A 26,531-nucleotide genomic window follows, 5' to 3' on the forward strand; every position below is an offset into this window, starting at 1 on the left:
CCACTGCTGCATCTGAGCCGTTGACGCCTCCGTTAAACTCTGGTAACTCTTCGGCTACTGCTGCATCTGAGCCGTTGACGCCTCCGTTAAACTCTGGTAACTCTGCCACTGCTGCATCTGAGCCGTTGACGCCTCCGTTAAACTCTGGTAACTCTTCGGCTACTGCTGCATCCAGAGGATTAAATCCTACTGCATGAGTTTTTAACTGTTCAAGTTCCTTACGAAGACCTTCTACAATATAAGGTTCTGCATCAGATTCTTCAGCCGTCTTTATGTCATCTTCTAACTTCTTAATAGCTGATTCTTGAGCTTTGATAGCTTCTGCCGCCTTAGCTTGGAGTAATTCTTGCTTAGCCTCTTCCAGTTCTTCTTTAACAGATTCCAATTCTGAAGCGATTGCCTCTGCCTTGGTATAGTCCGTTTGGAAATCTTTGATTGCTTTTTCAAGGGTTGATTGAAGTCCTTCCACAATATAATCTTCCACATCTGAAGATTTAGCAACTTCAAGATCTGATTTTAATTTTTCAATCTCTACTGCTCTCTGATCAAAATCACCCTCAATCGCATCAGCCTTCGCTTCCAAATTCGCAATACGATCATTCAAATCTGCGATTTTTTCCTCAACTTTTTTAACGTCAGATTTACTACTATCTATTTCATTTTGTTTAGCAACTGTTTCTTTTACATCTGCTGGCAACTGATTATAGGAGAGGGCATCTTGTGGTGTTATAACATCATCATGGCCTTCAGCTTCAACTGTATCAAGTAACTCTTCTAAAACTTGTTCCGGTGTAGCTTGACCTTCTTCTACCAGTTTCAAGATATCTGCTCTACCTATATATTCTTTAATCTCTTTAAGAGCGGCTGCTTTATCCTTGATAGAATCATTTTTGTTGATAGCTTCTTCAGCTTCTTTTTCAAGCAATTCCAAAGCTTTTTCCAAGTCTGCTTGCAATTGAGCATCTTCTGCTCTAGCATCCTTTTCAATTTGGTCAAGTATAGCCTGTTCCTCTGCAGTGAGGGGCTGCGTCTTATCAGATACAACCACTGTTCCTGCTTCACTTGTAGGCCATTCATCAACAATATCATCTAAACTAATGTCACCAGCTTCGAGAGCAGCAAGTAAATCAGCCTTACCAATTTCTGCCTTAGCTTCTGCAAGAGCGGTTGCTTTATCCTTGATAGAGTCATCTTTGTTAATAGCTTCTTCAGCTTCTTTTTCAAGGTTTTCCAAGGCCGCGATTAACTCTGCTTTAGTTTGCTCGTCTTCAGCTCTCGCTTCTTTTTCAATTTGATCTAATATCGTTTGCTCTTTTTCAGTGAGTCTCGGCGTATCATCAGATACTTCGATAGTGTCTTCCTCACCTCTTGGCCATTCATCAACGATATCATCTAAGCTAATGTCACCAGCTTCGAGAGCAGCAAGTAAATCAGCCTTACCAATTTCTGCCTTAGCTTCTGCAAGAGCGGTTGCTTTATCCTTGATAGAGTCATCTTTGTTAATAGCTTCTTCGGCTTCTTTTTCAAGGTTTTCCAAGGCTGCGATTAACTCTGCTTTAGTTCGTGTAGCTTCTTCTTTTGCTTCTTTTTCAGCCTGAACTAATTTTGTTTTTTCTTCTTCAGAAGGTTGTTTAATTGATTGAGTTGTTGTTCCCTCTGTTCCATCTGGCAATTCCGCAATAGCACTATCCACATCCAATTCACCTGACTCAAGTGCTTTTAACAGGTCTTCTTTGCCAATAAAATCTTTAACCGCCTCAATGGCATCTGCCTTATCTGCATCCTCAATAGAAGCATTTTTGTTAATTTCTTCTACTGCAGCTTCTTCGAGTTCTTCAAGGGCTTTTACTAATTCTTCCTTAAGTTTAGCAGCTTCTTTTTCAGCTTTTTCTGCTTTAGATTGTTCTTCTTTAGCCTTTTCGGTTTCAACTTCTTTCAAAGCTGCATTGTACTCATCAGTTAGCTGATTCAGCTCTTCTACAACTGGAGCCAATTTTTCGTAAAGACCTGCTAAATTTTCCTTAGTTTTTTCAGCAACTTTTTTCAATGCCTCTACAGCAGTTTGAGAATTTCCTTCCTCATCCTTATTTTGGTTGTCTGTCACTGCTTTCAAGCTTTCTTCCGCTTTCGCTAACGCATCCTTAGCCAATTGAGCAACTTTTGCTTGTTTCTCAACTTCAGCCTTGTACTCATTTGCTAACTTGGTTAAAGCTTCAACACGACCTTCTAAATCATTCGCCTTATCCTGCGCTTTTTCAGAAGCAGGACGAGCAGCCTCTGCGGCTTCCGCTTCATCAATTTTAGTTTTTAAATCTTGTGGAAGATCAGTAATTTTACTATAAATTTTAAATCCATTATCTCCCGTTGAATCCTCCGTAGGTAAATCGGCAAGAACTTCATCAAGTTTAATAGCTCCTGATGCCAGCGCAGCTAGTAAATCGTCTTTACCAATAGCTTTTTTAGCCTCTTCAATAGCCTGTTTCTTATTCTTGATTTTTTCATTGCTATTTATTTCTTCTTCAGCTTCCTTCTCGAAAGTTTCAAAGGCTTTAACTAGTTCTTCCTTATCTTGCTTAGCTTTTTCTTCAATTGCTTTTTCCTTAGCATCTTGCAATTCTGCCTCAGCTTCTACTTGTGCCTCTCTAGCTTTAGCTAATTCCTTTTCAGCTTCTGATTTTTTAGTTTCAGACTCTGCCAATTCTGCTTTTTTAGAAGCAGCTTCTTGTTCTTCCTTAGTCGCCTCTGCTTTCTTAGTTTCAACCTCAGATTTAGCTTCACTGACTTTTTTTTCTAGCTCAGCAATCTTTGCTCTTGTTGCCTCTGCTTTATTTTGAGCCTTCTCTACGTCTGACTTTTCAGATGTAACAGGTTGCACTCCATCCGCCTTCACCACTGACGGTTGAGATGCAAAGACTCCCGCACCCAACACTGCTGCACTTGCCAAACTGGTCAAAATGACCTTTTTCTTATCCATTGAGACTTCCCCCAGTAAAAAATATTTAATATAAGTTATTATATTATCTATTTTACATTTTGTCAATTATTTAGATGTTAATTTTTTAATATATCTATCTATAATTAAAACTTAGAACAAGTATAAAGAAAAAACCGTATAAACGGCTCTTTCTTTTCTAAATTTTAACTCGGTCTAAAATAGCAAAGTGTAAAACAATATGTTTCGACTTGAAAAGTTCCTCTTTAGATTCTCTCGCCATCTTGATTCACCCTATAGCCATCCACAGTGGTATTCACTGCTAAAGCCCCCGAAGCATTAACGTAGTAATACTTTCCTCCTACTTGGAACCACTGGCTAGACTTCATAGCCCCTGAACTCTCCAGATAATACCAGATACCACTATCTTTCAACCACCCGGTCTGCATTTCACCAGACTTTTTCAAATAGTACCAGATGCCCTTATCCTTTACCCAACCTATTGACATGGATCCATTTTCTTTGAAATGATACCAACTACCATTTATTTTCTTCCAACCAACTACTAAAACGCCATTTTCACGGTAATTCCAAATCTTTCCTTGCTGCTTCCAACCATTTTCAGATACTATCGTATCCGTATGCTGAATATAGCGACGATTCCCACTTCGAGCAATATAACTAAGCCATTTAGAACCATTCTTTTCAACAACCTGATCGTAAGTAACCCCCTCACCAGGGTAATAATAATCAATAACTACACTATCCATTGAAGGTAAGTTCCTAATTGCAACCTTTTGAGTAAACAGATGATGACCTCCAAAAGGTAGTTCAGAGCTCCCTGAACCTCCACTGCCACCATAACCTCCAACCACGTCTTTAAAATGAATGAAACCTGTCATTGTACTAGCTTTGACTTTTCGACGGTTATACTTTTCTCGAACTCCATAATTATATTCCTCAATCTCAATCATATCCCCTGAAACTTCTGATACCCAGGCCACGTGCCCGTAGTACCCTTCTGTCGACCAAGCAATCGCCCCGACTTCTGGCTTAGTATCCACACGGTAGCCTTCTCGCCTTGCACGATGTCCCCATTCATTCGCATTTCCATAGGCAGGAGGAATCTCAAAGCCATTTACACTACTCAAACGAAAGGCCGCAAAAGAGGTACACTGGCGAGAATACATCCGCCACTGATCGATTTCAACACTACCATTTTTGTAGTGAAGCGGATAGTCATCTCCACGCGCTACACTATCGGCCTGAACCGATTCTCCACCAAATAAAAAGGTACTTGTAACGAACAAAGTAGCCAGCCCTACACCCAACTGAGTACATCTACTCTTCTTAACTCCTGATTTTAAAAACGTCATTCATTCTCCTTAATAATATAAATTCCTGAGGTTACCCTCCTTTATACTATTCGGGAGAAAAAGAAAAAAGTGAGCAAAGCTCACTTCATTTTAAGATTCTTAGTCTAGATAGCGAATCAAATTCTTTTCAGTAAGGATATCTGAGTAAGTAAAGGATTCAACGTAAACATTAGCTTGTTTATCTCCTTCAACATCCCCAAATTCAACGATAAATAGAGATGGATAAACCTCAATTAGCTTACCCAATCTATTTTTTTGGCGCTTACGGCCATTCTCCAAAGTCATTTCAACGACTTGTCCCTCATGTGCCTTGATCTCTTCTTTGATTTTTTTCATCTTGGCTACATCTGTAAATGCATCTGACATCTTATGCCTCCCTCTTTGAGATACTTGAAAATTTATTGTATTCTTTTTGGAAAATCAATTCCACCGTTCCACGAGCTCCACTACGGTTTTTCTCGATGATAACCTCAACCTTGTTATTTGGAATTCCTTCCTCTTCTTCACCCGCACGATCGTAGTAGTCGTCACGGTATAGAAAGGCTACGATATCCGCATCCTGCTCGATAGAACCCGATTCACGAATATCAGACAAGACTGGTCTCTTATCCTGACGCTGTTCCACTCCACGGGATAACTGGCTGAGAGCAATGACTGGAACTTTCAATTCCTTGGCTAGAATTTTTAGCTGACGAGAAATTTCAGAAACTTCTTGTTGACGGTTCTCACGACCAGTCCCTGTAATAAGCTGTAGGTAGTCGATCAAAATCAAGCCTAGATTGCCCGTTTCTTGAGCTAGTTTGCGTGAGCGCGAACGAATTTCCGTGATCCGAATCCCTGGCGTATCATCGATATAGATACTCGCGTTAGCTAGGTTCCCTTGAGCAATGGTATACTTTTGCCACTCCTCATCAGTCAATTGACCTGTACGGATAGAATGGGACTCCACTAATCCTTCGGCAGCCAACATACGGTCTACTAGACTTTCCGCACCCATTTCCAGTGAAAAGATAGCAACTGTCTTGTCTAATTTAGTCCCAATGTTCTGAGCAATATTCAAGGCAAAGGCCGTCTTACCAACTGCTGGTCGCGCCGCTAGAATAATTAATTCCTCCTCATGGAGACCTGTCGTCATATGGTCCAAATCACGGTAGCCCGTTGCAATACCAGTGATATCCGTTGTTTGTTGTGACCGAACTTCTAGGTTCCCAAAGTTTATATTTAGAATATCTCGGATGTTCTTGAACCCACTACGATTGGCGTTTTCGCTAACATCAATGAGCCCCTTTTCAGCTTGAGCAATGATTTCATCTGCAGGCTTAGAAGCCTCATAGGCTTGGTTGACAGACTCTGTCAACTTGGAAATCAAGCGACGTAGCATAGCCTTTTCAGCTACAATTTTAGCATAATACTCTGCATTAGCTGAAGTTGGTACAGAGTTGACAATCTCAACAAGATAAGACAAGCCACCAATATTTTGGAGATCGCCTTTGCTATCCAAAATCGTCCGAACTGTCGTCGCATCGATCGCTTCCCCACGATCCGACAAATCTACCATCGCTTGGAAAATCAATCGATGAGCATACTTAAAGAAGTCACGAGAATCAATGTATTCTCGGACAAAAACGAGCTTACTCTCATCTATAAAAATAGCCCCCAAAACAGATTGTTCTGCTAAAATATCCTGAGGTTGAACTCGCAGTTCCTCTACTTCTGCCATCCGACTTTCCTTCCTTTTACAATCTTGTCAAGAAGTTGTAAACTTAACCTTCTTTTACACGAAGATTGATGACACTTGTAACATCTTGATAGATCTTCACTGGTACATCAATCAAACCTACTGCTCGAATTGGTGCTTGCACTTGAATATTGCGTTTGTCAATCTTAATACCAAACTGCTTTTGCAATTCTTCTGCGATTTTCTTGTTAGTGATGGAGCCAAATGTACGGCCATCTGGTCCAACCTTTTCAACAAACTCTACAACTGTTTCTTCTGCTTCAAGCTTAGCCTTGATGGCTTTTGCTTCAGCAATCATTTCAGCATGAGCCTTTTCTTCTGATTTTTGTTTTCCACGCAACTCACCCACTGCTTGAGCAGTTGCTTCCTTGGCCAAATTCTTTTTAATCAGGAAGTTTTGAGCGTAGCCAGTTGGTACTTCCTTAATTTCGCCTTTCTTCCCTTTTCCTTTAACATCTGCTAAAAAGATTACTTTCATTCTTCTTTCTCCTTTTCCTTTAGTTCATCTAAGACAAGTTGAATCAATTTGTCTCCAACTTCTGTTAAACTCATATCCTCGATTTGCGCAGCTGCTAGATTAAAGTGACCACCACCACCCAGCTCTTCCATAATACGTTGCACATTGATTTTACTACGACTTCGAGCCGAGATGGAGATAAATCCTTGTGTATTTTTTGCCAGAACGAAGCTGGCTTCAATGCCGGACATAGCCAACATAGCATCGGCAGCCTTACTGATAACAACGGTATCATAAGTCGTTGAGTCCTTAGCTTGGGCAATCAAGATATCCGAACCTAGCTTACGACCTTGTAAAATGAGTTCATTTACCTCACGATACTCTTCAAAATCTGTCGCAGCAATCTCCTGGATAGCAATACTGTCACTTCCCCGTGTTCTCAGATAGCTAGCCACATCAAAGGTTCGACTCGTCACGCGAGATGTGAAATTCTTGGTATCCAGCATCATACCAGCCATCAAAACACTGGCCTGCATACGACTCAAACGATTCTTCTTAGAATTTTGGAACTGAATCAATTCTGTGACCAACTCACTGGCACTACTTGCCCCACTTTCAATATAGGTGATGACTGCATTCTCAGGGAAATCCTGATCACGTCTATGATGGTCAATAACAATAGTTTGAGTGAACAAATCATAAAAATCTTTTGACAAGGTCAAAGCCGTCTTGGAATGATCCACTAGAATCAATAATGAATGGTTTGTAACTAACTTCATCGCATCTGTAAGAGATAAAAGTTTCGTGACATCTTCCTTCTTCAAGAACTGAATAGCACGTTCGATATCTGCTGGCATATGGTCTGCATCGTAGACAGCATAACTGTTCTCGATAATATTACTTGCAAACAACTGCATACCGACAGCAGAGCCCAAAGCATCCATGTCTAGATTTTTATGACCGACTACAAAAACCTGGTCAACACTTCGAATCTTATCAGAAATGGCTGTCATCATGGCTCTCGTACGTGTGCGAGTACGTTTAATAGACGCAGCAGTTCCTCCACCGAAGTAGACTGGATTCTTGGTTTCGTTATTTTCCTTGACCACCACCTGGTCACCACCGCGAACTTCTGCTAAGTTCAAGTTGAGCAAGGCAATTTTCCCAATCTCTTCATGGTTTCCATCACCATAAGAAAATCCCATACTTAAAGTTAGGGGTAGATGCCTCTGTTTTGATTCTTCTCGGAAAGTATCAATAACAGAGAATTTATCATTCATCAATTCCTCTAGTACCGTGTAATCTGTGAATACATAAAAACGATCCATCCCCACACGGCGAGAAAACATAGCATACTTACTAGCAAATTCTGAAACAAAATTAGCTACAAAGCTATTGATATGGCTGATATCAGAGTCAGACGTCGCATCCTCCAAATCATCGTAATTATCCACTGAGATGACCCCAATGACTGGACGGCTAGTTACCAATTCGACAGTTGCTTCGTACTCCCCAGAAACATCAAAGAAATACAAAACACCCGAAGCCTTGTCCATATGGACAGCATACCGTGTTTCGCCCAAGGTAGCATACGAACCTGGATTTCCAACGGAAGCCTTGATGATGGTTTGAATTAACTCAACATCAATTTCGCCTTCTTCAGTAGTCAAAATCAACTCAGCATAAGGATTAAACCATTCCACTTCGCCAGTAGATAGGTCTAATTTCAGAACACCAACCGGCATTTGTTCGAGCAGCGTGTTTAAGCTATCTTCAGCTTGGTGATTTACATATTGGATTTGTTCAATTTCGCTCTTTTCATACTGTTTTTTTTGCCAAACGAATAAAAGCAAATAAAGCAGTACAAATAAAAACAAAACAGTGATTGTTACAGCAAGATTATGTGAAAAAATAATCAGCAAAGTTAAGATTCCGAAAGTTGCAAGTCCTAGCAAGACCGCAGAAAACGGGATTAAATTATTTTTTTTCATTCTAAACCTCTTGCGCATTATTATATCACAAAAAACCTTAAAAAGCGACCTTTTAAAAGATGCAAGCCCTTCTTTCATGATTGATTTCTCTAACTTCAGACACAAAAAGAGGAGGGAATCATCACCCTCCTACCCACGTGTTCAGATCACTAACACCTAGCGTTCCACGATAAGGGCAGTCCCCATCCCTCCTCCGATACAGAGAGTTGCTAAACCAGTTTTAGCATTACGTTTCATCATCTCATGTACCAGCGTTACTAGGATACGGCAACCGGAAGCCCCAATTGGGTGACCAAGAGCAATGGCGCCACCATTGACGTTGACAATATCTGTGTTGAAACCAAGTGTTTTACCAACTGCACAAGCCTGGGCAGCAAAGGCTTCATTTGACTCAATCAAGTCGAGATCTTCAACTGTCAAATTGCCTTTTTCAAGAGCTTTGCGAGTCGCATAAATCGGTCCACATCCCATCATCTTAGGATCCAAACCTGCACTTGCATACGAACGAATGCGAGCAATCACTGAAAGTCCTAATTCTTCCGCTTTTTCAGCACTCATGATTAGGACTGCTGCTGCCCCGTCATTGATTCCTGAAGCATTTCCCGCTGTGACAGAACCGTCTTTTTTGAAAACCGGACCTAGCTTAGACAGGCTCTCTAAGCTAGCATCTTTTCTAGGATATTCATCTGTATCGAAAACGATAGGATCGCCTTTGCGTTGAGGAATGACAACTGACACAATCTCTTCTTTAAAGCGTCCAGATTCTATAGCCGCCACTGCTCGTTTTTGTGACTCTAAAGCAAGAGCATCTTGCTCTTCTCGACTGATTCCATATTCTTCAGCAACATTCTCAGCTGTAATTCCCATATGGTATTCGTTAAAGGCATCAGACAAACCGTCCTTAATCATGGTATCTACCACTTTCGAATCGCCCATACGGCCGCCCCAACGGAAGCTTGGCAAAACGTATGGAGCCTGACTCATGTTTTCTGCACCACCAGCTACGATAATATCTGCATCGCCACATCGAATCGCTTGAGCAGCCAACTGCACGGCCTTCAAACCGGAACCACAAACCTTGTTGATAGTAAAGGCTGGTGTAAATTCAGGGATTCCTGCGTGAATGCTCATTTGACGAGCTAGGTTTTGACCTAAACCTGCGCCTAGGACATTCCCCATAATCACTTCATCTACTTGCTCTGGTTTGACATTGGCTCTCTCCAAAGCAGTCTTAATAACCAAAGAACCCAAATCAACAACAGAAACATTCCTCAAGCTTCCTCCAAAGGAACCTATAGGAGTTCGCACTGCTGAAACAATCACTACATCTTTCACGACTACCTCCACTAGTATCTATTCTTCTCGTTTTATTCTACTTTTATAAGTTTATAAATATTTTGTTAATAAATCAAGTCAATTAAAATAAAAAGAGTGGTTTACATAGGTGTAAACCACTTGATAAAACTATTTGGAGAAGGGCTTATTTGACTTCTAGAAGACCAATCTCACCATCTTCACGGCGATACAAAACATTCGTCGTTTGATCTTCTACATCTACATAGATAAAGAAATCATGTCCCAATAAATCCATTTGGAGAAGGGCTTCTTCTAAATCCATTGGCTTCAAATCAATTTGTTTTGAACGAACAACTTTTGGTTGCACAACATTTACATCTTCTACTAGAGCATCTGTAAAGAGTTGACTTGTCGCAACTTTATTTTTATTCTTACGTTCGATTTTAGTTTTATTTTTACGAATCTGACGTTCAATTTTATCTGTTACAAGATCGATAGAACCATACATATCTTGAGAAATATCTTCAGCACGAAGAGTGATAGATCCAAGCGGAATTGTTACTTCAACCTTTGCTGTTTTTTCACGGTAAACTTTCAAGTTCACACGTGCATCCAACTCCTGCTCAGGTTGAAAATACTTTTCAATCTTTTCGAGTTTAGAAACTACATAATCACGAATTGCTTCTGTTACTTCTAGGTTTTCACCACGGATACTATATTTAATCATATAAGTACCTTCTTTCTAAACATTTTTGTTTTTCTAACTATATTATAACGCTTTCATTTTCATTTTGCAAATTTTTTCCTCATCTTACAAGGGAAAAAGTTTTAACTTCCAAAGCACCTGCTTCTTCCAAAAGTCGTTTCACTCGATTCACAGTTGCCCCTGTTGTATAGATGTCATCAATCAGCAAAATCTTCTTAGGAAGTGAGATCCCATCTTTAATAAAAAATGGAATTTCAGTAGCCAACCTTTCCAAACGGCTTTTAGAAGAACTAGCACTCTCTTCTCTTTTCCCTAATATATCTTTAAAAGAAAAGCCTGCTGCCTCAACCAAACCCTCGACTTGATTAAACCCCCTCTCAAGCAATCTTTCAGGACTTAGGGGAATTACAACAAATTGATAACCTTTATACTTTTTCAGCTCCTCAACAAGAACGGAAGCAAAAACTTTTCTAAGCAAAAAATCGCCATCAAACTTATATCGACTGAAAAAGTCTTTCATAGCTTGATTATAGGTAAAAATTGCCTTATGATCGACGTGAACTCCTTTTTTACACCAAAGTTTACAATCTTGACACTGAGTTGACAAACCTATTTTCATACAGTTTGGACAATATTTCTCACCAATCTTCTCAAAACTCGAAGCACAAGCTAAGCATAGATAACTGCAGTCGTGCTTCAAAAGGAAGAGGCTACTAAAAGTTAACTCACTCTTTATGGTCTGGCCACATAGTAAACAGTTCATAACCCCGCCTCCTTGTTCATCTGCTTGATTTCCTTGATTGCCTTCTTGATGGAAGCATTTAATCCATCATGAAAGAAGAGCAACTCACCAGTTGGTCTGTCCATACTACGCCCAACTCGCCCACCAATCTGAATCAAGCTAGACTTGGTAAAAAGCCTATGATTAGCTTCTACTACGAAAACATCCACACAAGGGAAAGTAACTCCACGTTCCAAGATTGTCGTACTGATCAGTATTGTTAGTTCTCCATCTCGAAAAGCTTGCACTTGCTCTAATCGGTCTTCTGTGACAGAAGATACAAAACCGATATTCTCATCTGGGAAATGCGCCTGTAGTATTTCTTTTAGTTTTTCGCCTTTCTTAATCTCTGATGCAAAAATCAGCAGAGGATAACCTGTTCTTCTCTGTTTCTCAATGTAGATCTTTAACTTAGATGACAACTGGCTTTTCTCTAAACAGCGATTAAAATTCGATAACCAGACTGGTTTAGGAATAATCAAAGGATTCCCATGAAACCGTCTCGGCAAGCTTAAGCGTTTCAATTCTCCTGTACGAACCTTCCTATCTAACTTATCTGTAGAAGTTGCTGTAAGGAATATCCTTAATCCTTCCTCCTTTACACTATTCTTTACAGCATAGTAAAGCATAGTGTTGTCAACATAAGGAAAGGCATCTACCTCATCCACTATCAACAAATCAAAAGCATGATAAAATTTTAATAACTGATGAGTTGTCGCAACTACTAAGGGAGTTCGAAAATAGGGCTCTGATTCGCCATGGAGTAGCGCTATATCGCAAGCAAAGTCATTCTGCAGTCGCTTATACAGTTCTAAACAAACGTCTATGCGAGGGCTGGCCAAACATACTGCACCACCATCATCAATCACTTTGGCCACAACTTGATAAATCATCTCTGTCTTTCCAGCTCCTGTCACAGCATGAACTAAGGTCGGTTCTTTCTTTTCGACTGCTCGCATCAACCCCTCTGATACCTTTTCCTGAAAAGGGGTTAACTGACCACGCCATTTGAGAACATCTTGCTTAGGAAAATCTTCCTGCGGAAAATAGTATAAAGCTTGATCACTCCTAACTCGCTTCATCAGCAAACACTCCCTGCAATAGTAGGCGCCAATAGGCAAATACCATCCTTCTAGAATCAAACTATTACAACGTTGACAAAACAGTTTCCCCTTCTCTTTTCTCATTGCTGGCAGTCTCACTGCTACCTGTCGTTCTTCTTCCGTTAATTCTTTCTCAGTAAACAAGCGACCGAGATAATTTGGATTTACTTTCATACTTTAATATTCGTAAAAATCTAGCACTTTAGATATTTTTTTAGTACAATTGAATCATGGAATTTAGAACAATTAAAGAGGATGGTCAGGTCCAAGAAGAAATCAAAAAATCCCGCTTTATCTGTCATGTCAAGCGTGTTTATAGCGAAGAAGAGGCTCGTGACTTCATCACTACCATCAAAAAAGAACACTATAAAGCCACCCATAACTGCTCTGCTTTTATTATAGGGGAACGCAGTGAAATCAAACGTACGAGTGATGACGGGGAGCCTAGTGGTACTGCTGGAGTCCCTATGCTGAGCGTCTTAGAAAATCATAATCTAACCAATCTCTGTGTGGTAGTGACACGCTACTTTGGTGGCATCAAACTAGGAGCTGGTGGTTTGATCCGTGCTTATGCAGGTAGTGTGGCCTTGGCTGTCAAAGAAATTGGTATTATTGAAATCAAAGAACAGGCTGGCATAGCCATTCAGATGTCTTACGCTCAGTATCAAGAATATGGCAATTTCCTTAGAGAGCATCAACTCATGGAACTCGAGACGAACTTTACAGATCAAATCGCTACAATGATCTATGTTGATAAGGAAGAGAAAGAAAAGATCAAAGCTGCTCTTGTGGAGTTCTTTAATGGAAAAATCACTTTAACTGATCAAGGTTTACGAGAAGTTGAAGTTTCTGTAAACTTAGTGTAAACGAAGGAGAAATTATGGCTTTTGGGAAATTTATTCAAGGACTTGCTGGAAACTTTAACGAGGAAAACAAAGAGACTCTTATCAAATAATATGGTCAATATCTACTAGAGAATGAAGAAATTCAAAGTGGGTATAAACTTATTCGGGATTCAATCATCTTTACAAATATCCGTATTATTTTTACAGATAAGCAAGGTGCCACTGGTCGCAAGGTGTCTGTTAAGTCACTCTTTTTGATGAATATTGTAAACGTTGAAATGGAAACTGCTGGAGCAGGTATAGATGATAGTGAGATTACGATCACTTATTTAGAAAATGTCTTTCTAAAAGCACATAATGAGCATCTGAGTTTCCATAAATTTGAATTCCCTAAAAAAACGAACATCCTCCCTCTTTACACCTATTTATTAGAATTGGCTTATCACAATCGATTAAAAATTAATGGCTTAGACCTTTGATATAAAAAAATCCTATCACTTTGATAGGATTTCTATATTTTACAAATAGCCCTAAGCGCGTTATACTAGTATCATCTTATACAAAGAGGTATATCTATGGCTATTTATAACAATATCACTGAACTTATTGGACAAACACCGATTGTTAAACTTAACAACATTGTTCCAGAGGGTGCTGCAGATGTCTATGTTAAACTAGAAGCTTTTAACCCTGGTTCGTCAGTAAAAGACCGTATTGCCCTTAGCATGATTGAAAAAGCGGAACAAGATGGTATTCTAAAACCGGGTGCTACCATTGTTGAAGCAACGAGTGGAAACACTGGTATCGGTCTTTCATGGGTTGGTGCCGCTAAAGGATATAAAGTTGTTATCGTCATGCCTGAAACGATGAGTGTGGAACGACGTAAGATTATCCAAGCCTATGGTGCTGAACTCGTCCTTACTCCTGGTAGCGAAGGAATGAAAGGGGCTATTGCTAAAGCTCAGGAAATCGCTGCTGAACGTGACGGCTTCCTTCCACTCCAATTTAATAATCCAGCTAATCCAGAAGTACACGAAAGAACAACAGGAGCTGAAATACTGGCTTCTTTCGGTTCTGATGGACTAGATGCTTTTGTAGGTGGTGTTGGCACCGGTGGAACGATCTCAGGTGTTTCTCACGCTCTTAAAGCAGCAAATTCAAACATTCAAGTTTATGCAGTTGAGGCAGACGAGTCAGCTATCTTGTCTGGTGAAAAACCAGGACCTCACAAAATTCAAGGTATCTCAGCTGGATTTATTCCTGAAACACTTGATACAAAGGCCTATGATGGTATTGTCCGTGTAACGTCAGATGATGCTCTAGCTCTTGGCCGTGAAATTGGTGGAAAAGAAGGCTTCCTTGTTGGGATTTCTTCAGCTGCAGCGATTTACGGGGCAATTGAGGTTGCCAAGAAATTAGGTACAGGTAAGAAAGTCCTTGCTTTAGCACCAGATAACGGCGAACGTTATTTGTCTACAGCACTCTATGAATTTGAAGTGTAGCCTCCTAAATGCACTTAGCCCTTATTAAAGGGCTTTTTGTTTACTCATATAGAGCCTACTCTCTAGACCAAAAGAAAAAGGAAGCAATTTGCTTCCTTTTCTATTAGTTATTCAAGGCTGCTGCCATTGTAGCTGCAACTTCTGCTTCAAAGTCGTTTGCAGCTTTCTCGATACCTTCACCAACTTCAAAGCGAGCGAACTCAACTACTGAAGCATTTACTGATTCAAGGTAAGCTTCAACTGTCTTGCTGTCATCCATGATGTATACTTGTGCAAGAAGTGTGTATGCTTGGTCAACTTTGGTGTTGTCAAGCATGAAGCGGTCCATTTTACCTGGGATGATTTTGTCCCAGATTTTTTCTGGTTTGCCTTCTGCAGCCAACTCAGCTTTGATGTCAGCTTCAGCTTGAGCAATCACTTCATCAGACAATTGTGCTTTTGATCCATACTTCAAGTGTGGAAGAGCTGGTTTACCAACCATTGCACGGCTTTCGTTATCTTGATCGATTACGTGGTTCAATTGTGCCAACTCATCTTTAACAAATTGCTCATCCAATTCTTTGTAAGAAAGAACTGTTGGTTTCATCGCTGCGATGTGCATTGAGATTTGTTTAGCAAGCGCTTCATCTCCACCTTCGATTACAGAGATAACACCGATACGTCCACCATTGTGTTGGTATGCTCCGAAGTGTTGTGCATCTGTTTTTTCAAGCAAAGCAAAACGACGGAATGAGATTTTTTCACCGATTGTAGCTGTTGCAGATACATATGCAGCTTCAAGAGTTTCACCTGAAGGCATTGTCAAAGCAAGTGCTTCTTCGTTGTTAGCTGGTTTTCCTTCAGCAATTACTTTAGCTGTAGCATTTACCAAGTCAACGAATTGAGCGTTTTTCGCAACGAAGTCAGTTTCAGCATTTACTTCAACTACTGCTGCAACGTTACCGTTAACAAATACACCAGTCAAACCTTCAGCTGCAACACGGTCAGCTTTCTTAGCTGCCTTAGCCATACCTTTTTCGCGAAGCAATTCGATCGCTTTTTCGATGTCACCGTCTGTTTCTACAAGCGCTTTTTTAGCGTCCATAACACCGGCACCAGATTTTTCACGCAACTCTTTAACAAGTTTAGCTGTAATTTCTGCCATTTTGATTCTCCTATATTTTTTAAAATAGGAGAGCCGGGCTAAGCCCCGCCCTCCTAGGTAATGATTACTTATATGAATTAAGCGTTGTCGCCTTCTACAACTTCAACGATTTCTTCGATTGAGTCAGCTTGAGCTTCTGAAGCTACAAATTCTGCTTCAACTGCATCTTCACCTTGACGTCCTTCGATGATAGCATCAGCTAATTTAGCTGTGATCAATTTAACAGCTCGGATAGCGTCATCGTTAGCTGGGATGATTACATCGATATCGTCTGGGTCAGTATTTGTGTCAACCATCGCTACAACTGGGATACCCAATTTTTTAGCTTCTTTAACAGCGATTTGTTCTTTATGTGGGTCAACTACGTACATTACATCAGGGATACGAGGCATGTCTTCGATACCACCCAAGAATTTTTCAAGACGTGCACGTTGTTTGTTAAGAAGTGCAACTTCTTTCTTAGGAAGAACGTCGAAGATTCCTTCTTCTTCCATACGTTTGATTTCTTTCAAACGAGCAATACGTTTTTGGATAGTTCCCCAGTTAGTAAGAGTTCCACCCAACCAACGGTGGTTGATGTAGTATTGACCTGAACGTTCTGCTTCTTCTTTAACAGCGTCAGCAGCTTGTTTTTTAGTACCAACAAACAATACAACTGCATCGTTAGCTGCCGCATCACGCATAAAGTCGTATGCTTGGTCAGCGTATTTTACAGTTTGTTGCAAGTCGATAACGTGGATTCCGTTACGCTCAGTGAAGATGTACTTAGCCATCTTAGGGTTCCAGCGACGAGTTTGGTGACCAAAGTGTACACCAGCCTCAAGAAGTTGTTTCATTGAAATTACTGCCATGAGTATTTCTCCTTTTTGTTTTTTTCCTCTCCTCGACTTCAACTTGCAAAACGACCCGAGGGCAACAGTTTCACAATTCATCAAGAATGAGTATTATCGTTTACACGACAAGTTTCATTCTACCACATTTTAACGATATTTTCAAGTGGTTTTAATAGATTTCGGCCTTGCTTTCGATAAAAAATAATAAAAGAGACTCAAATCGAGCCTCTTTATTTCATTCATTAGTTTGGATAGATGTAAGTAACATAACCTTCAGAAGTTGTAGTTGGGTTGAACCATCCACGCTTGTTACCGATTGTACGATCTCCACCATAGTTTGATTCTGATACTTGAATGCTAGTTGATGATGAAACTGCTGTAACAACCGCTACGTGTCCATATCCACCGTCATTCCAACATGCAATCGCACCAACTTGTGGAGTTGATCCTGTACGGAATCCTGCAGCTGCTGCACTTGTAGCCCACTGCGCTCCGTTACCCCAGTAATCTCCAGCCCAAGGTGCTAATGTTTTAGCTCCCCAAGTACATTCCCCAGTTGGATAACTTGAAGCATTTGTACTGTATGTTGGACGCTGTCTAGTTGGAGTTGGTGCAGGCGCTGGAGTGTAGCTTGAATCATCATCTGATGAAGAGCTTGAAGTTGCTTGCACTTGATCTGAAAGTGTTGTATTTCCAGAAGCAACAACTGATTGTTGTTGGCTTGTTTGACGTGCTTTATAAGCTGCTTCTGCTTCAGCTGCTGCTTTTGCTTCTGCTTCAGCTGCTGCTTTTTGTTCCAATAAAGTAGCTTTATCACTTTCTGCAGTAGCTTTCTCTGCAGCAAGGTTTAACTCAGCAACTTTCAACTCTGCTTGTTTTGTTGTCAATGCTTGTGCATCGTCAGCAAGCGTTTGTTGGTTCGCAATGACAGTGTTGATTGCTTCATTATTTGCAACCTGTTTTTCAGCGATAGATTTCTTATCAGCTTTCTGTTGTTCCAACATTTTGTTGTTAGCTGATACAATCTCGCTCATGGCTGCAACACGTGAAATAGCTTCCGTAATTGATTTTGAGTTTACAATTGTATTGATGTAGCTAGTTGCAGCACCGTTTGTTTGTGCGCTACGTGCTTGTTTCTCCAAAGATTCATTACGAGCAACAATGTTCTTAGAAAGCTCTGTAATTTCTCCTTCAAGTTTTTTAGATTCAGCTTGTAGAGTTTCATTCTCAGCTTCCAAGTTCGTTTGTTGAGTTTGGATAGCTGTAACTTGCGTTTGGATTTCATCTACTTGTTTTTGAGCTTCTTTTTGTTGAGCTGTCAAATTACTAATCTTACTATCTTGAGCAGCAATCTTTTCATCAGTTGTTTCAGCGTGGACAGTTGTCAATACCGCCGCTTGTGACACTAATACTGTACTTAATAAAAGTGACGCTAAGATTTTTTTCTTCATATTGTGTAGATACTCCTTCTATTTAAGACATTACTAGTATACCAAAAAAAGACATAATAAATATTACGCCTTTGTTACATTTTTATTTCTTTCTTATAGATAACATTTTTCAAAAATATATTGGAAAATAAGCATCCATAAAAAGTTCAAAATCATTGATGGGACAAGGCTGTATACGATGAAAACTGGCATCGATTCTACTGTCAATCCCATAGCAAGAGCAAGGAGATAGCTCCCTATATCAAATAGGAAACTCATCACAACTATTGTTAACATTCTTGTCCAACGGTTTAGCAAGATTACACTATTAAATTTATGGATCGAAGCTCCTATCAAGATAAATAGAAGTGTCGCAATTCCTATCAAGTGGAAAAAATAGATATCGTACACCAAACCCACTATACAGCAATAAGCTAAATAGAAGTATTCTGATACCTCAATTGTCTCAAACAAGAGAAATAAAAACAGGAAATGACTTGCTAAGTGAAAATGTGGATAAAAGGATTCTACTAATTGACCAATATGTGCATCAATTAGCACAAGAAAAGGAAGTAAAAAGAAAATACCAACTTGTTTTAACAGTCTCATTGCTAATTCCCCACTAACTCTACCACATGAAGATTTTTGGTATCAGCACTTAACTTTACTGTTACTTCCTTTGTTAGATAATCACTGCTGTGTGTTGTAGCAACAACTTCTCCAACAGGGATATCCTTAACATTAAAGTTTCCGAGCCCCCCTGTAGTTACCTTGTCTCCCGCGCTAATGTCGCTGTTGCTGTTTAATTGACTAATTTTAAGCAGTTCAGACTCCTTATCATAACCAACGATAATCCCGTAAATTTCAGTAGAACCATGCAGGATTTTAACAGAAATTTTGTCTGAATTTTCGGTGTTTGTCAATAGATTGACAGTTGTTGAATGATCCTCCACCTTTGAAACACTACCAATCAAGCCCCCGTTTGCAATGGCCAACATATTTTCAGAAGCTCCTTTTGAACTTCCCGCATCAATTGTTAACTCTTGTTTCCAAGATACTGGAGCTCGCATAATCACATCTGCTGCAATGGTTTTTGTAGCCTGTAATTTTGACTTCATATCCAGCAACTGACGTAGTTGTTCATTTTCATTTTTTAAACTTTCTGATTGATTAGACTCCACCTCTAGTTGATAGAGCTGTTTCTTTAGACTCTCGTTTTCATTGTAAGTCTGCGTCAAATGTCCCAAATCTGATTTGAAAGTATCAAACCACTGAAAGGGTTTTTGAACAATTCTATCTACTAAGGAAATCCCATCTCCTAGTTTCGTCACAATAGCGCTTGAATAGGTTGTCACTAATAGAACAGAAACTGCCAGAACTGTGACAAAAACGATGATTAGATATTTTGATTTTTTAAAACGGTTCATATTCCTACCTTTATACTAAAAACCTGCTACTGTGAGCTTCTTATCAATCCTACAAACCTGCTAAGATTTTAAGAAAAATAAGAAACATCCCAGTACCAAAATCACAAGAATTGCCAGTGTATCCTTTTGACTCCATCTCAATTGTCTATACTGACTTCTACCCTTTCCTCCCTGATAACCACGCGCTTCCATGGCTATTGCCAATGAATCTGCACGCTTTAAGCTCGTCGCAAAAAGAGGAATTAAAATTGGAATCATAGCCTTTACTTTTTGAACGATGCTACCTTCGCCAAAGTCAACTCCACGAGCTTTTTGAGCATTCATAATTCTCGTCGTGTCATCCATCAAGGTTGGAACAAAACGCAAACTCATTGATAACATGAGACCAATTTCATGAACGGGCACTTTCACGCGTTTCAGCGGTGCTAAAAGAGCTTCAACTGCAGCTGCCAGACTCAAAGGCATGGTCGTTAATGTCAGCAAGGTTGAAAAGAAAATAATCAACACAAAACGACAGAAAATAATTCCAGCTTGTTGCAAAGCATAATCCGTTATTCTTATAAAAGAAAACTCAAATAGGACATTTCCACTTGAAATGAAAAAGAGCTGAAAAAGAGTCGTAAAAGCAATCAGGAAGAACATGGACTTTAATCCCTGAACGAAAAATGAGAGGGAAACGCCCGATAATGCGATAAATATACCTGTCGCTACAAACAGAATGACATTGGTGAGGGGATTATTGGCCCAAAATACAATCAAAATCAGCAGGATCATAGCGAGCAATTTACTACGTGGATCCAAGCGATGAATGATGGAATCCCCCGGTATATAACGCCCTAAAATCATACTATCCATTTAGCGACTCCTTAAACTCCTCTATCTTGATTGGCAGTTTTTTAAAAGCTACACCTCTATCTGCCAAACGCTTACAAAAAGCTGTAATTTTAGGCACACCTAACTGCACTTTTTCCATAGAGGCTACATCTTGGAAAACTTCGCTCGGTTTACCACTTTTGACTAAACGTCCCTTTTCCATAACATAGACCTGATCAGCATACGTAGCTACGTCATCCATCAAATGCGTTACCAGAACGATTGTCATTCCAGAAAGGTGGAGTTCTTTAAACAAGGTCATCAATTCTTTTCTGCCCAGAGGATCTAGTCCAGCTGTTGGCTCATCCAAAACCAAGACAGTTGGCTCCATGGCTAGCATACCTGCTATAGCCACACGTCTCATCTGACCACCCGAAAGTTCAAAAGGACTGCGCTCAAAGAGTGACTCATCGATGCCTACCAAGGCTAACTTTTCACGCGCAATTTTCTTGGCCTCTTCCTCAGAAACTCCAAAATTTTGCGGTCCAAATGCAACATCTTTCAAAACAGTCTCTTCGAAAATCTGATTTTCAGCAAATTGAAACACTAGACCAACCTGCTTTCGAATCTGGCGAATTTCTTTATTGGTTGATGTAGGGGTAATGACGGTATCGAAAACTCGAACAGAACCTTTACTTGGTACCAATAGGCCATTTAAAAGCTGTAAAATCGTTGATTTCCCACTACCTGTGTGCCCTACCAAAGCCGTATAGGAACCATCCTCAATCGTCAAGGAAACATCAGTCAAGGCTGATGAAGATAGGGGAGTCCCCTCTTGATAGGTAAAGCTCACATTTTCTAGAGTAATTCCCATAACTTGTCCTCTAGCTCTCCTTCTGTCAAATAGCCATCCGGCAACTGATAACCAGTCTCTCTCAAAGATTCTCTCAATTGATTAGTAAAAGGCTCATCTAACCCTATCTGGTCAAGGTCAGTCCGAGAAAAAAGTTCTCTTGGGCTGCTGGTTGACTCCACTTGGCCTTTTTTCATGACCAAGACACGATCACTCATCGCAACTTCTTCTAAGTCATGTGTAATGGAGACGACTGTCATCTGGTGATCTTTTCGAATCTCTTGAACTGTCTGAATCAGTTCTCGTCGTCCCTCAGGATCCAACATACTTGTAGCCTCATCCAGAATTAAAATAGCTGGCCTCAAGGCAACAACTCCTGCAATAGCCACCCGCTGTTTTTGTCCACCAGATAAACGAGCTGGTTCTCTCTTCTTAAAGTCCAGCATCCCTACCAACTCCAAAGATTCAGCCACTCTCTTTTTCATTTCTTCACGAGGAAGTCCCTGATTTTCTAAACCAAAGGCAACATCATCTTCAACAGTCGCCCCCACAAATTGGTTATCTGGATTTTGAAAAACCATACCAATTTGACGGCGTAAGTCCCAAACATTCTCAGAGGACAACAATTGCCCATCTATACAGATTTCTCCAGACTCTGCTTCAAGCAAGCCATCAATCAAACGGATAGTTGTCGATTTTCCACTCCCATTATGACCTACAATCGAAAGCCATTCTCCCCGTTTCACGTGAAACGAGACATTATTAACGTCATAATGTTCCTGGTCTTCCTTGTAACGAAAAGACAGATTTTTTACTTCAATAATCGATTTCATTTCGAATCAAATGTCCCTTTGAATACATGAGCGCTACCCTTGAAATAATCATAGCCAGAGTAGATAGTGAAAAACAAAGCGATATAAAGCAACAGCTGACCAATTAAATTCCAATGTAAGAGCAAAAAGATAATAGCAAACATCTGACTAAAGGTCTTGATTTTCCCTGGCATCGCTGCTGCTAGAACTGTCCCTCCCGTCTCAACAAGTAACAAACGCAAGCCTGTCACCGCAAGTTCACGACAGATGATAATAGCAACAACCCAAGCTGGAGCCATACCTAACTCAATCAACATGATAAAAGCTGACATAACCAACAGCTTATCGGCCATCGGATCTGCAAACTTTCCAAAGTTGCTGACTACATTCCATTTACGAGCAAGGTAGCCATCGAGATAATCTGTTATACTAGCAACTGCAAAGATGATCGCCGCTAGCAAATGGCTGCCTTGTGAATGTCCCAAAGTCAAAATAAGAATAAAGAGAGGTATGAAGAGAATTCTACCAATAGTTAATACATTAGGAATTTGTTCTTTTTTCATTGATTTTTCCTTAATCTGTAGTAAATGTAAGTGTTACAGTTCCAGTCTGAGTTGTCAGCTTCGAAGTATCAATCGTTTGATTGTCCACAGTCACAGTAACTCCCTTCACTACACCTAAAGTAATGGTAACGGGATTCTTAGTTGAAACTGTTGTTTTTGCATTCTTATTGTCTGCGGATAGTGTCACACCACCCTCCAGCTCACTTCCTGAAACACTTACCCAACTAGTTGCATCTGATACTGCCAGTTGAACAGCAGCGATTTCCTTACTCGTTTTATACCGAGCTTCAATGCGGTTTCCTTCGCCTGACACTGTAATAGTTGATTCCGTAGTAGAAGACGAGCTAGACGTCTGACTACTAGAAGATGAACTAGATGAGGTTGTTGAACTAGTTGAGTTCACAACGCTATAATTAGCCGAAGAAGGACTTGGCTGAGTTTGGATGTAGTTCCAAACATAGTAAGTCACAAAAATTAAAATTGACAAAGCAAATAGAACGAAATAAAACAAGGGGAGATAAGACGTTTTTTTCTTATTTGATCGTCTGCGACCAGACAAGTCATCTTCATCGACATCTACCTCCTCATAAGCAATCATACTACCTGAATCATATGCATCCAAAACAATTCTTTCATCTAACTCCACTGCCCAGGCATATTTTCTTAAAAAAGAACGAGCATAGAAGGTACTAGGAAGTTGATCAAAATCATCTGCCTCCATAGCTTCTAGAAAATGCAACTGAATTTCAGTTTTTTCCTGCAATTCTTCTAAACTCAATCCCTGGTTAATTCTAGCTAAACGTAGAACCTCGCCAATTGTTTTTTTTCTCATACGTACCATTCCTTCTTTCTAGTATTAGTCATCTTTTAAGCTGGAAAGATTGTAAAATCAACTAGATCACCATTATCAATCAAACGATGTCCAGCTTCGAGAACATCCTCCAAAGTAATTTCCTGTAAAATTTTCGGAAAATCAAAAATTGTTTCTCCGCGATCCATCGGATCGTATTGAGTTGCAATAAATTCCAAAGAGTTCATGCTACTGAAAAACTCCCCAAACATCTCACTCTTAACAAGATCTAAATGTTCCTCGGTAATATCCGTATCACTACTAAACTGACGAATCGCTTTCCGAAATTGATGCGACAGAGAAACAGGTTCTTTGGTATCCATCGTCAATATCACAAAATGAAAGCGACTGTTGACTTCAACCTCAAGTGACAATGACGCATCTAACTTCCCAGTCTCATATAACCTTTGAAAACGATCAGAAGTCCAACCAAACATCATCGTAAATAGCAATTTCAATAAAACATTGTAACGATAAGACTCAGCTTCTGTTATTTGCCCATTACCTCTAATCGCAACAGCAAGTTTGGGTGAAGAAACTTCCATCCTAAGATTATCTGTTTGCTTCACAGGCTGCAAGGGTAGTTTCTCTTTTGTAACTGTAAACTGTTCTAAAGTCTTCTTTTCCTTTTTCGAAAAGTATTCCTCAACAACTGTTACATCAATATTTCCAACTAAAAACAGTGACATGTTGACAGGTTTGTAAAAGTCTGTAAAGTTCTCTTTTAAATTTGAAACTTGAATCTCAGAAATTGATTTTTCACTTCCAACAATATCTGTTGCTAAAGGAGTATCTGGATAAAGGTTGGCTAATGTTGCAAAAAATAAACGTGAGTCTGGATCGTCTTGGTACATCTCTCGTTCTTGCTGGATAATAGCCTGTTCCCTCAAAACAGACTCTTCTGTAAAATGAACATCTCCGACTAACTCATTTAGCAAATCTAAATTCTCTAATAGATGGTTAATTGTTGAAAAAAGATAGCTGGTCTTAGTAAAACTTGTAAAGGCATTACTGTCCGCACCTAATCGAGTAAACGCAGCCATTATATCCTCAGAATTTTCTCTTTCAAACAATTTATGTTCAAGAAAATGTGCAATTCCTGCTGGATGATGACGTAAACCGTTTTCCAAGCTTGTATAAGTTGCATCTACAGAACCAAATTGAACCGTTACAATCCCATAAACCTCATTGAAATCTTGTTTAGGGAGTAAAGAAACTGTCAACCCATTTGACAATTGTGTTTTGTAGACTGTTTCCTTTACAGCAGGATAGTATTTTTCTTCAAAAGTAACCTTTGTCATTCTACTCCTTCCATAAAGTAAATCGCTTGTAACTTCAAACTGTTGGCAGCTTTACATACAGCTTCTTTATCGACACTCTCTAATTTTGCCACCAATCGATCAATATCAAAGCTTGATTTCCCCAATAGAGCATTCAAATAGGCTCTTTCAACCAGAGTCTGTTGATTATCTTGAGCCATCAACAAAGATCGTCGAATCATCTCCTTGGTTTGTTCAAGTTCAAAATCTGTAAAGTTGCCCTTTTTCAGATCTAGCAATTGATGGTTCATCATTTTTCTAGCCTGATTTCGATTTTCTCTATCAATACCCGCATACATCCTTAACAGACCACTAAACAAATCCAATTGACTAGATACTGTATAGGCTATTCCAGCATTTTCACGAACATTTGTAAAGAGTTTCGAATGTGCAAATTCACCCAACAGACCATTCATGACAAGCATGGGCAAATACTCATCATCGCCATATTTTACAGGAGAATGATAGCCCATTTCCAAAATAGATTGCCCAACATTCCTCTGAACCATTCCTTCTCGTAGAACATTCGAATAAGATTGATGGTACTGGATAGTGACGCCGTTCTCTCTAGCTGTAAAGGGTAATGACTTCAGTGATTCTGTAATTTCTACTTCGTTGAAATCACCTAAGAAAAAGAAATCAATACGATCATTTTTCAGAGCATTTTGAAAGCACGTGTAGCTACTTTCCGGAGACTCATTTGAAATACTATTTCGTAAATCACTGTATCTCAATTGAAGACGCTCATCATGAAAGAACAAGCTATCCAACTCCTTATGAGCAAAATAAAATGAATCATCCATATCAGTAGCTAAACTAGCCAATAACTGTTTTCTTTCAATTTCAAATAAAGCTGGCTCAAAAGCACCATCTTGAGCTAAGGGGGCAAATAAAGTCTGTTTCACCAATTCCAAAATTTGAGAAGTCAAGACATTCTTTTTACTTAAAAAATCATCCCTCACATAGGTAAATGTTAGATCAAGAATATGTGCCTGTCCCCTACGATAAGCACTTGTGGAAATATCTGTTCCATATAAACTTGCCAAGTATCTGCGAAATGCTTGTGATGTGGGATAAGCTTGATTTGCCTTCTCCAACATACTTGCACTTAACATGCGTCCTGCTATTGTCTCAAGAGATAAGGAAGCAGTAAAACGAATAGTGATTTTATTTGTTTTAAACTTTTTGGATTGAACAAAATGTGCTGAAATTCCAGGCACTAATTCCATACCTTACCTCCTTACATATAGAGTTCTATTATATCACGAAAATCAAAATTTTTCTTGTTCTCTTCATAGCTTTAAAGAGTAAAACCGTTTTCATTTCAGCTAACTTTCCTTCAGCTATTTCAAGGAAAATATGGTATAATACCAAAGATTGAGGTGAATTATGGAATACAAATTATTTGAAGAATTTATTACGCTCCAAGCCCTCCTAAAAGAGCTTGGAATTATACACAGCGGTGGCGCTATCAAATCCTTTCTAATGGAGCATCAAGTTTACTTTAATGGTGAATTAGAAAGTAGACGTGGGAAAAAAATCCGTATTGGAGATACAATTGACATTCCTGATTTAAAGATTGACATCAACTTGACACAACCAAGTTTAAAAGAGCAAGAAGAGTATCAAGCAGATAAGATTGAGAAAGAGCGAATTGCTAAACTTGTCAAAGAGATGAATAAAGGTATCAAGAAAGAAAAACAAAAAACTTCTTCGTCACCTAAGACCAAACAAGCTCCACGTTTTCCAGGAAGATAACC

At 39.6% G+C, this 26,531-nt stretch carries 25 protein-coding genes and 1 pseudogene; 4 read left to right on the forward strand and 22 right to left on the reverse strand.

All coding sequences use genetic code 11. The annotated features are described in order from the left end of the window. The 10 genes from SORDD15_RS10305 to SORDD15_RS08495 all read right to left on the reverse strand — a co-directional run. A partial coding sequence (locus SORDD15_RS10305) for an SIALI-17 repeat-containing surface protein (RefSeq protein WP_061416312.1) occupies window positions 1–2,974 on the reverse strand: 2,974 nt, incomplete at its 3' end. Between the two features lie 224 nt (window positions 2,975–3,198). Then, window positions 3,199–4,308 (reverse strand): CHAP domain-containing protein, encoded by a 1,110-nt coding sequence (locus SORDD15_RS08455; RefSeq protein ID WP_061416314.1) that lies wholly within the window; start codon window positions 4,306–4,308, stop codon window positions 3,199–3,201. Between the two features lie 99 nt (window positions 4,309–4,407). Further along, the gene (locus tag SORDD15_RS08460; RefSeq protein WP_001278165.1) at window positions 4,408–4,674 is read right to left on the reverse strand and encodes a Veg family protein; all 267 of its coding nucleotides are present in this window, start codon (window positions 4,672–4,674) and stop codon (window positions 4,408–4,410) included. 1 nt (window position 4,675) lies between these two features. Beyond that, window positions 4,676–6,028 carry a replicative DNA helicase gene (gene dnaB / locus SORDD15_RS08465; RefSeq protein WP_061416316.1) on the reverse strand — a complete coding sequence of 451 codons (1,353 nt, stop codon included), beginning with the start codon at window positions 6,026–6,028 and terminating at the stop codon, window positions 4,676–4,678. Window positions 6,029–6,071: 43 nt separating this feature from the next. Continuing rightward, a complete protein-coding gene (rplI, locus tag SORDD15_RS08470) occupies window positions 6,072–6,524 on the reverse strand; it encodes a 50S ribosomal protein L9 (protein ID WP_000864211.1) in 453 nt (150 codons plus the stop codon). Continuing rightward, window positions 6,521–8,494 (reverse strand): DHH family phosphoesterase, encoded by a 1,974-nt coding sequence (locus tag SORDD15_RS08475; protein WP_061416318.1) that lies wholly within the window; start codon window positions 8,492–8,494, stop codon window positions 6,521–6,523. The genes rplI and SORDD15_RS08475 overlap by 4 nt, the downstream gene beginning before the upstream one ends. 156 nt (window positions 8,495–8,650) lie before the next feature. After that, window positions 8,651–9,829 (reverse strand): acetyl-CoA C-acetyltransferase, encoded by a 1,179-nt coding sequence (locus SORDD15_RS08480; protein WP_061416320.1) that lies wholly within the window; start codon window positions 9,827–9,829, stop codon window positions 8,651–8,653. A 145-nt stretch (window positions 9,830–9,974) separates the two neighbouring features. After that, window positions 9,975–10,517, reverse strand: a complete 543-nt coding sequence (gene hpf, locus SORDD15_RS08485; protein WP_061416322.1) for a ribosome hibernation-promoting factor, HPF/YfiA family — start codon at window positions 10,515–10,517, stop codon at window positions 9,975–9,977. Between the two features lie 79 nt (window positions 10,518–10,596). Further along, on the reverse strand, window positions 10,597–11,259 hold the full coding sequence (locus SORDD15_RS08490; RefSeq protein ID WP_061416324.1) for a ComF family protein: 663 nt from the start codon (window positions 11,257–11,259) through the stop codon (window positions 10,597–10,599). Further along, window positions 11,256–12,554 carry an ATP-dependent helicase ComFA gene (locus SORDD15_RS08495; RefSeq protein WP_061416326.1) on the reverse strand — a complete coding sequence of 433 codons (1,299 nt, stop codon included), beginning with the start codon at window positions 12,552–12,554 and terminating at the stop codon, window positions 11,256–11,258. The genes SORDD15_RS08490 and SORDD15_RS08495 overlap by 4 nt, the downstream gene beginning before the upstream one ends. 56 nt (window positions 12,555–12,610) lie before the next feature. Between SORDD15_RS08495 and SORDD15_RS08500 the strand changes: the two genes are divergently transcribed. The 3 genes and pseudogenes from SORDD15_RS08500 to cysK all read left to right on the forward strand — a co-directional run bounded on the left by SORDD15_RS08500 (window position 12,611) and on the right by cysK (window position 14,727). Beyond that, complete coding sequence (locus SORDD15_RS08500) at window positions 12,611–13,246, forward strand: YigZ family protein (RefSeq protein WP_061416329.1); 636 nt, start codon at window positions 12,611–12,613, stop codon at window positions 13,244–13,246. A 14-nt stretch (window positions 13,247–13,260) separates the two neighbouring features. Further along, window positions 13,261–13,704 (forward strand): annotated as a pseudogene (locus tag SORDD15_RS08505) (PH domain-containing protein). A 96-nt stretch (window positions 13,705–13,800) separates the two neighbouring features. Next, entirely contained in the window at window positions 13,801–14,727 is a 927-nt protein-coding gene (gene cysK, locus SORDD15_RS08510) for a cysteine synthase A (RefSeq protein ID WP_061416330.1), read from the forward strand. Between the two features lie 103 nt (window positions 14,728–14,830). Here the strand turns inward: cysK and tsf are convergent, their stop codons facing one another. The 12 genes from tsf to yfmF form a co-directional block, all read right to left on the reverse strand. After that, entirely contained in the window at window positions 14,831–15,871 is a 1,041-nt protein-coding gene (tsf, locus tag SORDD15_RS08515; protein ID WP_000808056.1) for a translation elongation factor Ts, read from the reverse strand. Between the two features lie 77 nt (window positions 15,872–15,948). Further along, window positions 15,949–16,722, reverse strand: a complete 774-nt coding sequence (rpsB, locus tag SORDD15_RS08520; RefSeq protein ID WP_061416332.1) for a 30S ribosomal protein S2 — start codon at window positions 16,720–16,722, stop codon at window positions 15,949–15,951. 224 nt (window positions 16,723–16,946) lie between these two features. Further along, the gene (gene pcsB, locus SORDD15_RS08525) at window positions 16,947–18,155 is read right to left on the reverse strand and encodes a peptidoglycan hydrolase PcsB (RefSeq protein WP_000726988.1); all 1,209 of its coding nucleotides are present in this window, start codon (window positions 18,153–18,155) and stop codon (window positions 16,947–16,949) included. 93 nt (window positions 18,156–18,248) lie between these two features. Further along, entirely contained in the window at window positions 18,249–18,743 is a 495-nt protein-coding gene (mreD, locus tag SORDD15_RS08530) for a rod shape-determining protein MreD (RefSeq protein ID WP_061416334.1), read from the reverse strand. Window positions 18,744–18,745: 2 nt separating this feature from the next. Then, window positions 18,746–19,561 (reverse strand): rod shape-determining protein MreC, encoded by an 816-nt coding sequence (gene mreC, locus SORDD15_RS08535; protein WP_001078971.1) that lies wholly within the window; start codon window positions 19,559–19,561, stop codon window positions 18,746–18,748. Between the two features lie 60 nt (window positions 19,562–19,621). After that, window positions 19,622–20,416: an energy-coupling factor transporter transmembrane component T family protein gene (locus tag SORDD15_RS08540; RefSeq protein WP_061416336.1), complete on the reverse strand. Its 795-nt coding sequence runs from the start codon at window positions 20,414–20,416 to the stop codon at window positions 19,622–19,624. Beyond that, complete coding sequence (locus SORDD15_RS08545) at window positions 20,409–21,248, reverse strand: energy-coupling factor transporter ATPase (RefSeq protein ID WP_061416338.1); 840 nt, start codon at window positions 21,246–21,248, stop codon at window positions 20,409–20,411. The genes SORDD15_RS08540 and SORDD15_RS08545 overlap by 8 nt, the downstream gene beginning before the upstream one ends. Next, complete coding sequence (locus SORDD15_RS08550) at window positions 21,233–22,060, reverse strand: energy-coupling factor ABC transporter ATP-binding protein (RefSeq protein WP_061416340.1); 828 nt, start codon at window positions 22,058–22,060, stop codon at window positions 21,233–21,235. Before SORDD15_RS08550 ends, SORDD15_RS08545 begins: the two co-directional genes overlap by 16 nt. Then, entirely contained in the window at window positions 22,057–22,602 is a 546-nt protein-coding gene (gene pgsA, locus SORDD15_RS08555) for a CDP-diacylglycerol--glycerol-3-phosphate 3-phosphatidyltransferase (RefSeq protein ID WP_061416341.1), read from the reverse strand. Before pgsA ends, SORDD15_RS08550 begins: the two co-directional genes overlap by 4 nt. Before the next feature lie 10 nt (window positions 22,603–22,612). Next, window positions 22,613–23,434 carry a cytoskeleton protein RodZ gene (gene rodZ / locus SORDD15_RS08560; protein ID WP_061416343.1) on the reverse strand — a complete coding sequence of 274 codons (822 nt, stop codon included), beginning with the start codon at window positions 23,432–23,434 and terminating at the stop codon, window positions 22,613–22,615. A 35-nt stretch (window positions 23,435–23,469) separates the two neighbouring features. After that, on the reverse strand, window positions 23,470–24,753 hold the full coding sequence (yfmH, locus tag SORDD15_RS08565; protein WP_061416345.1) for an EF-P 5-aminopentanol modification-associated protein YfmH: 1,284 nt from the start codon (window positions 24,751–24,753) through the stop codon (window positions 23,470–23,472). Beyond that, window positions 24,750–26,000: an EF-P 5-aminopentanol modification-associated protein YfmF gene (gene yfmF, locus SORDD15_RS08570; RefSeq protein WP_061416347.1), complete on the reverse strand. Its 1,251-nt coding sequence runs from the start codon at window positions 25,998–26,000 to the stop codon at window positions 24,750–24,752. The genes yfmH and yfmF overlap by 4 nt, the downstream gene beginning before the upstream one ends. Before the next feature lie 160 nt (window positions 26,001–26,160). Between yfmF and yaaA the strand changes: the two genes are divergently transcribed. Beyond that, the gene (yaaA, locus tag SORDD15_RS08575) at window positions 26,161–26,529 is read left to right on the forward strand and encodes a S4 domain-containing protein YaaA (protein WP_061416348.1); all 369 of its coding nucleotides are present in this window, start codon (window positions 26,161–26,163) and stop codon (window positions 26,527–26,529) included. Window positions 26,530–26,531 lie beyond the last annotated feature (2 nt).

The organism is Streptococcus oralis (genome assembly GCF_001578935.1).
Lineage (GTDB): Bacteria > Bacillota > Bacilli > Lactobacillales > Streptococcaceae > Streptococcus > Streptococcus oralis_R.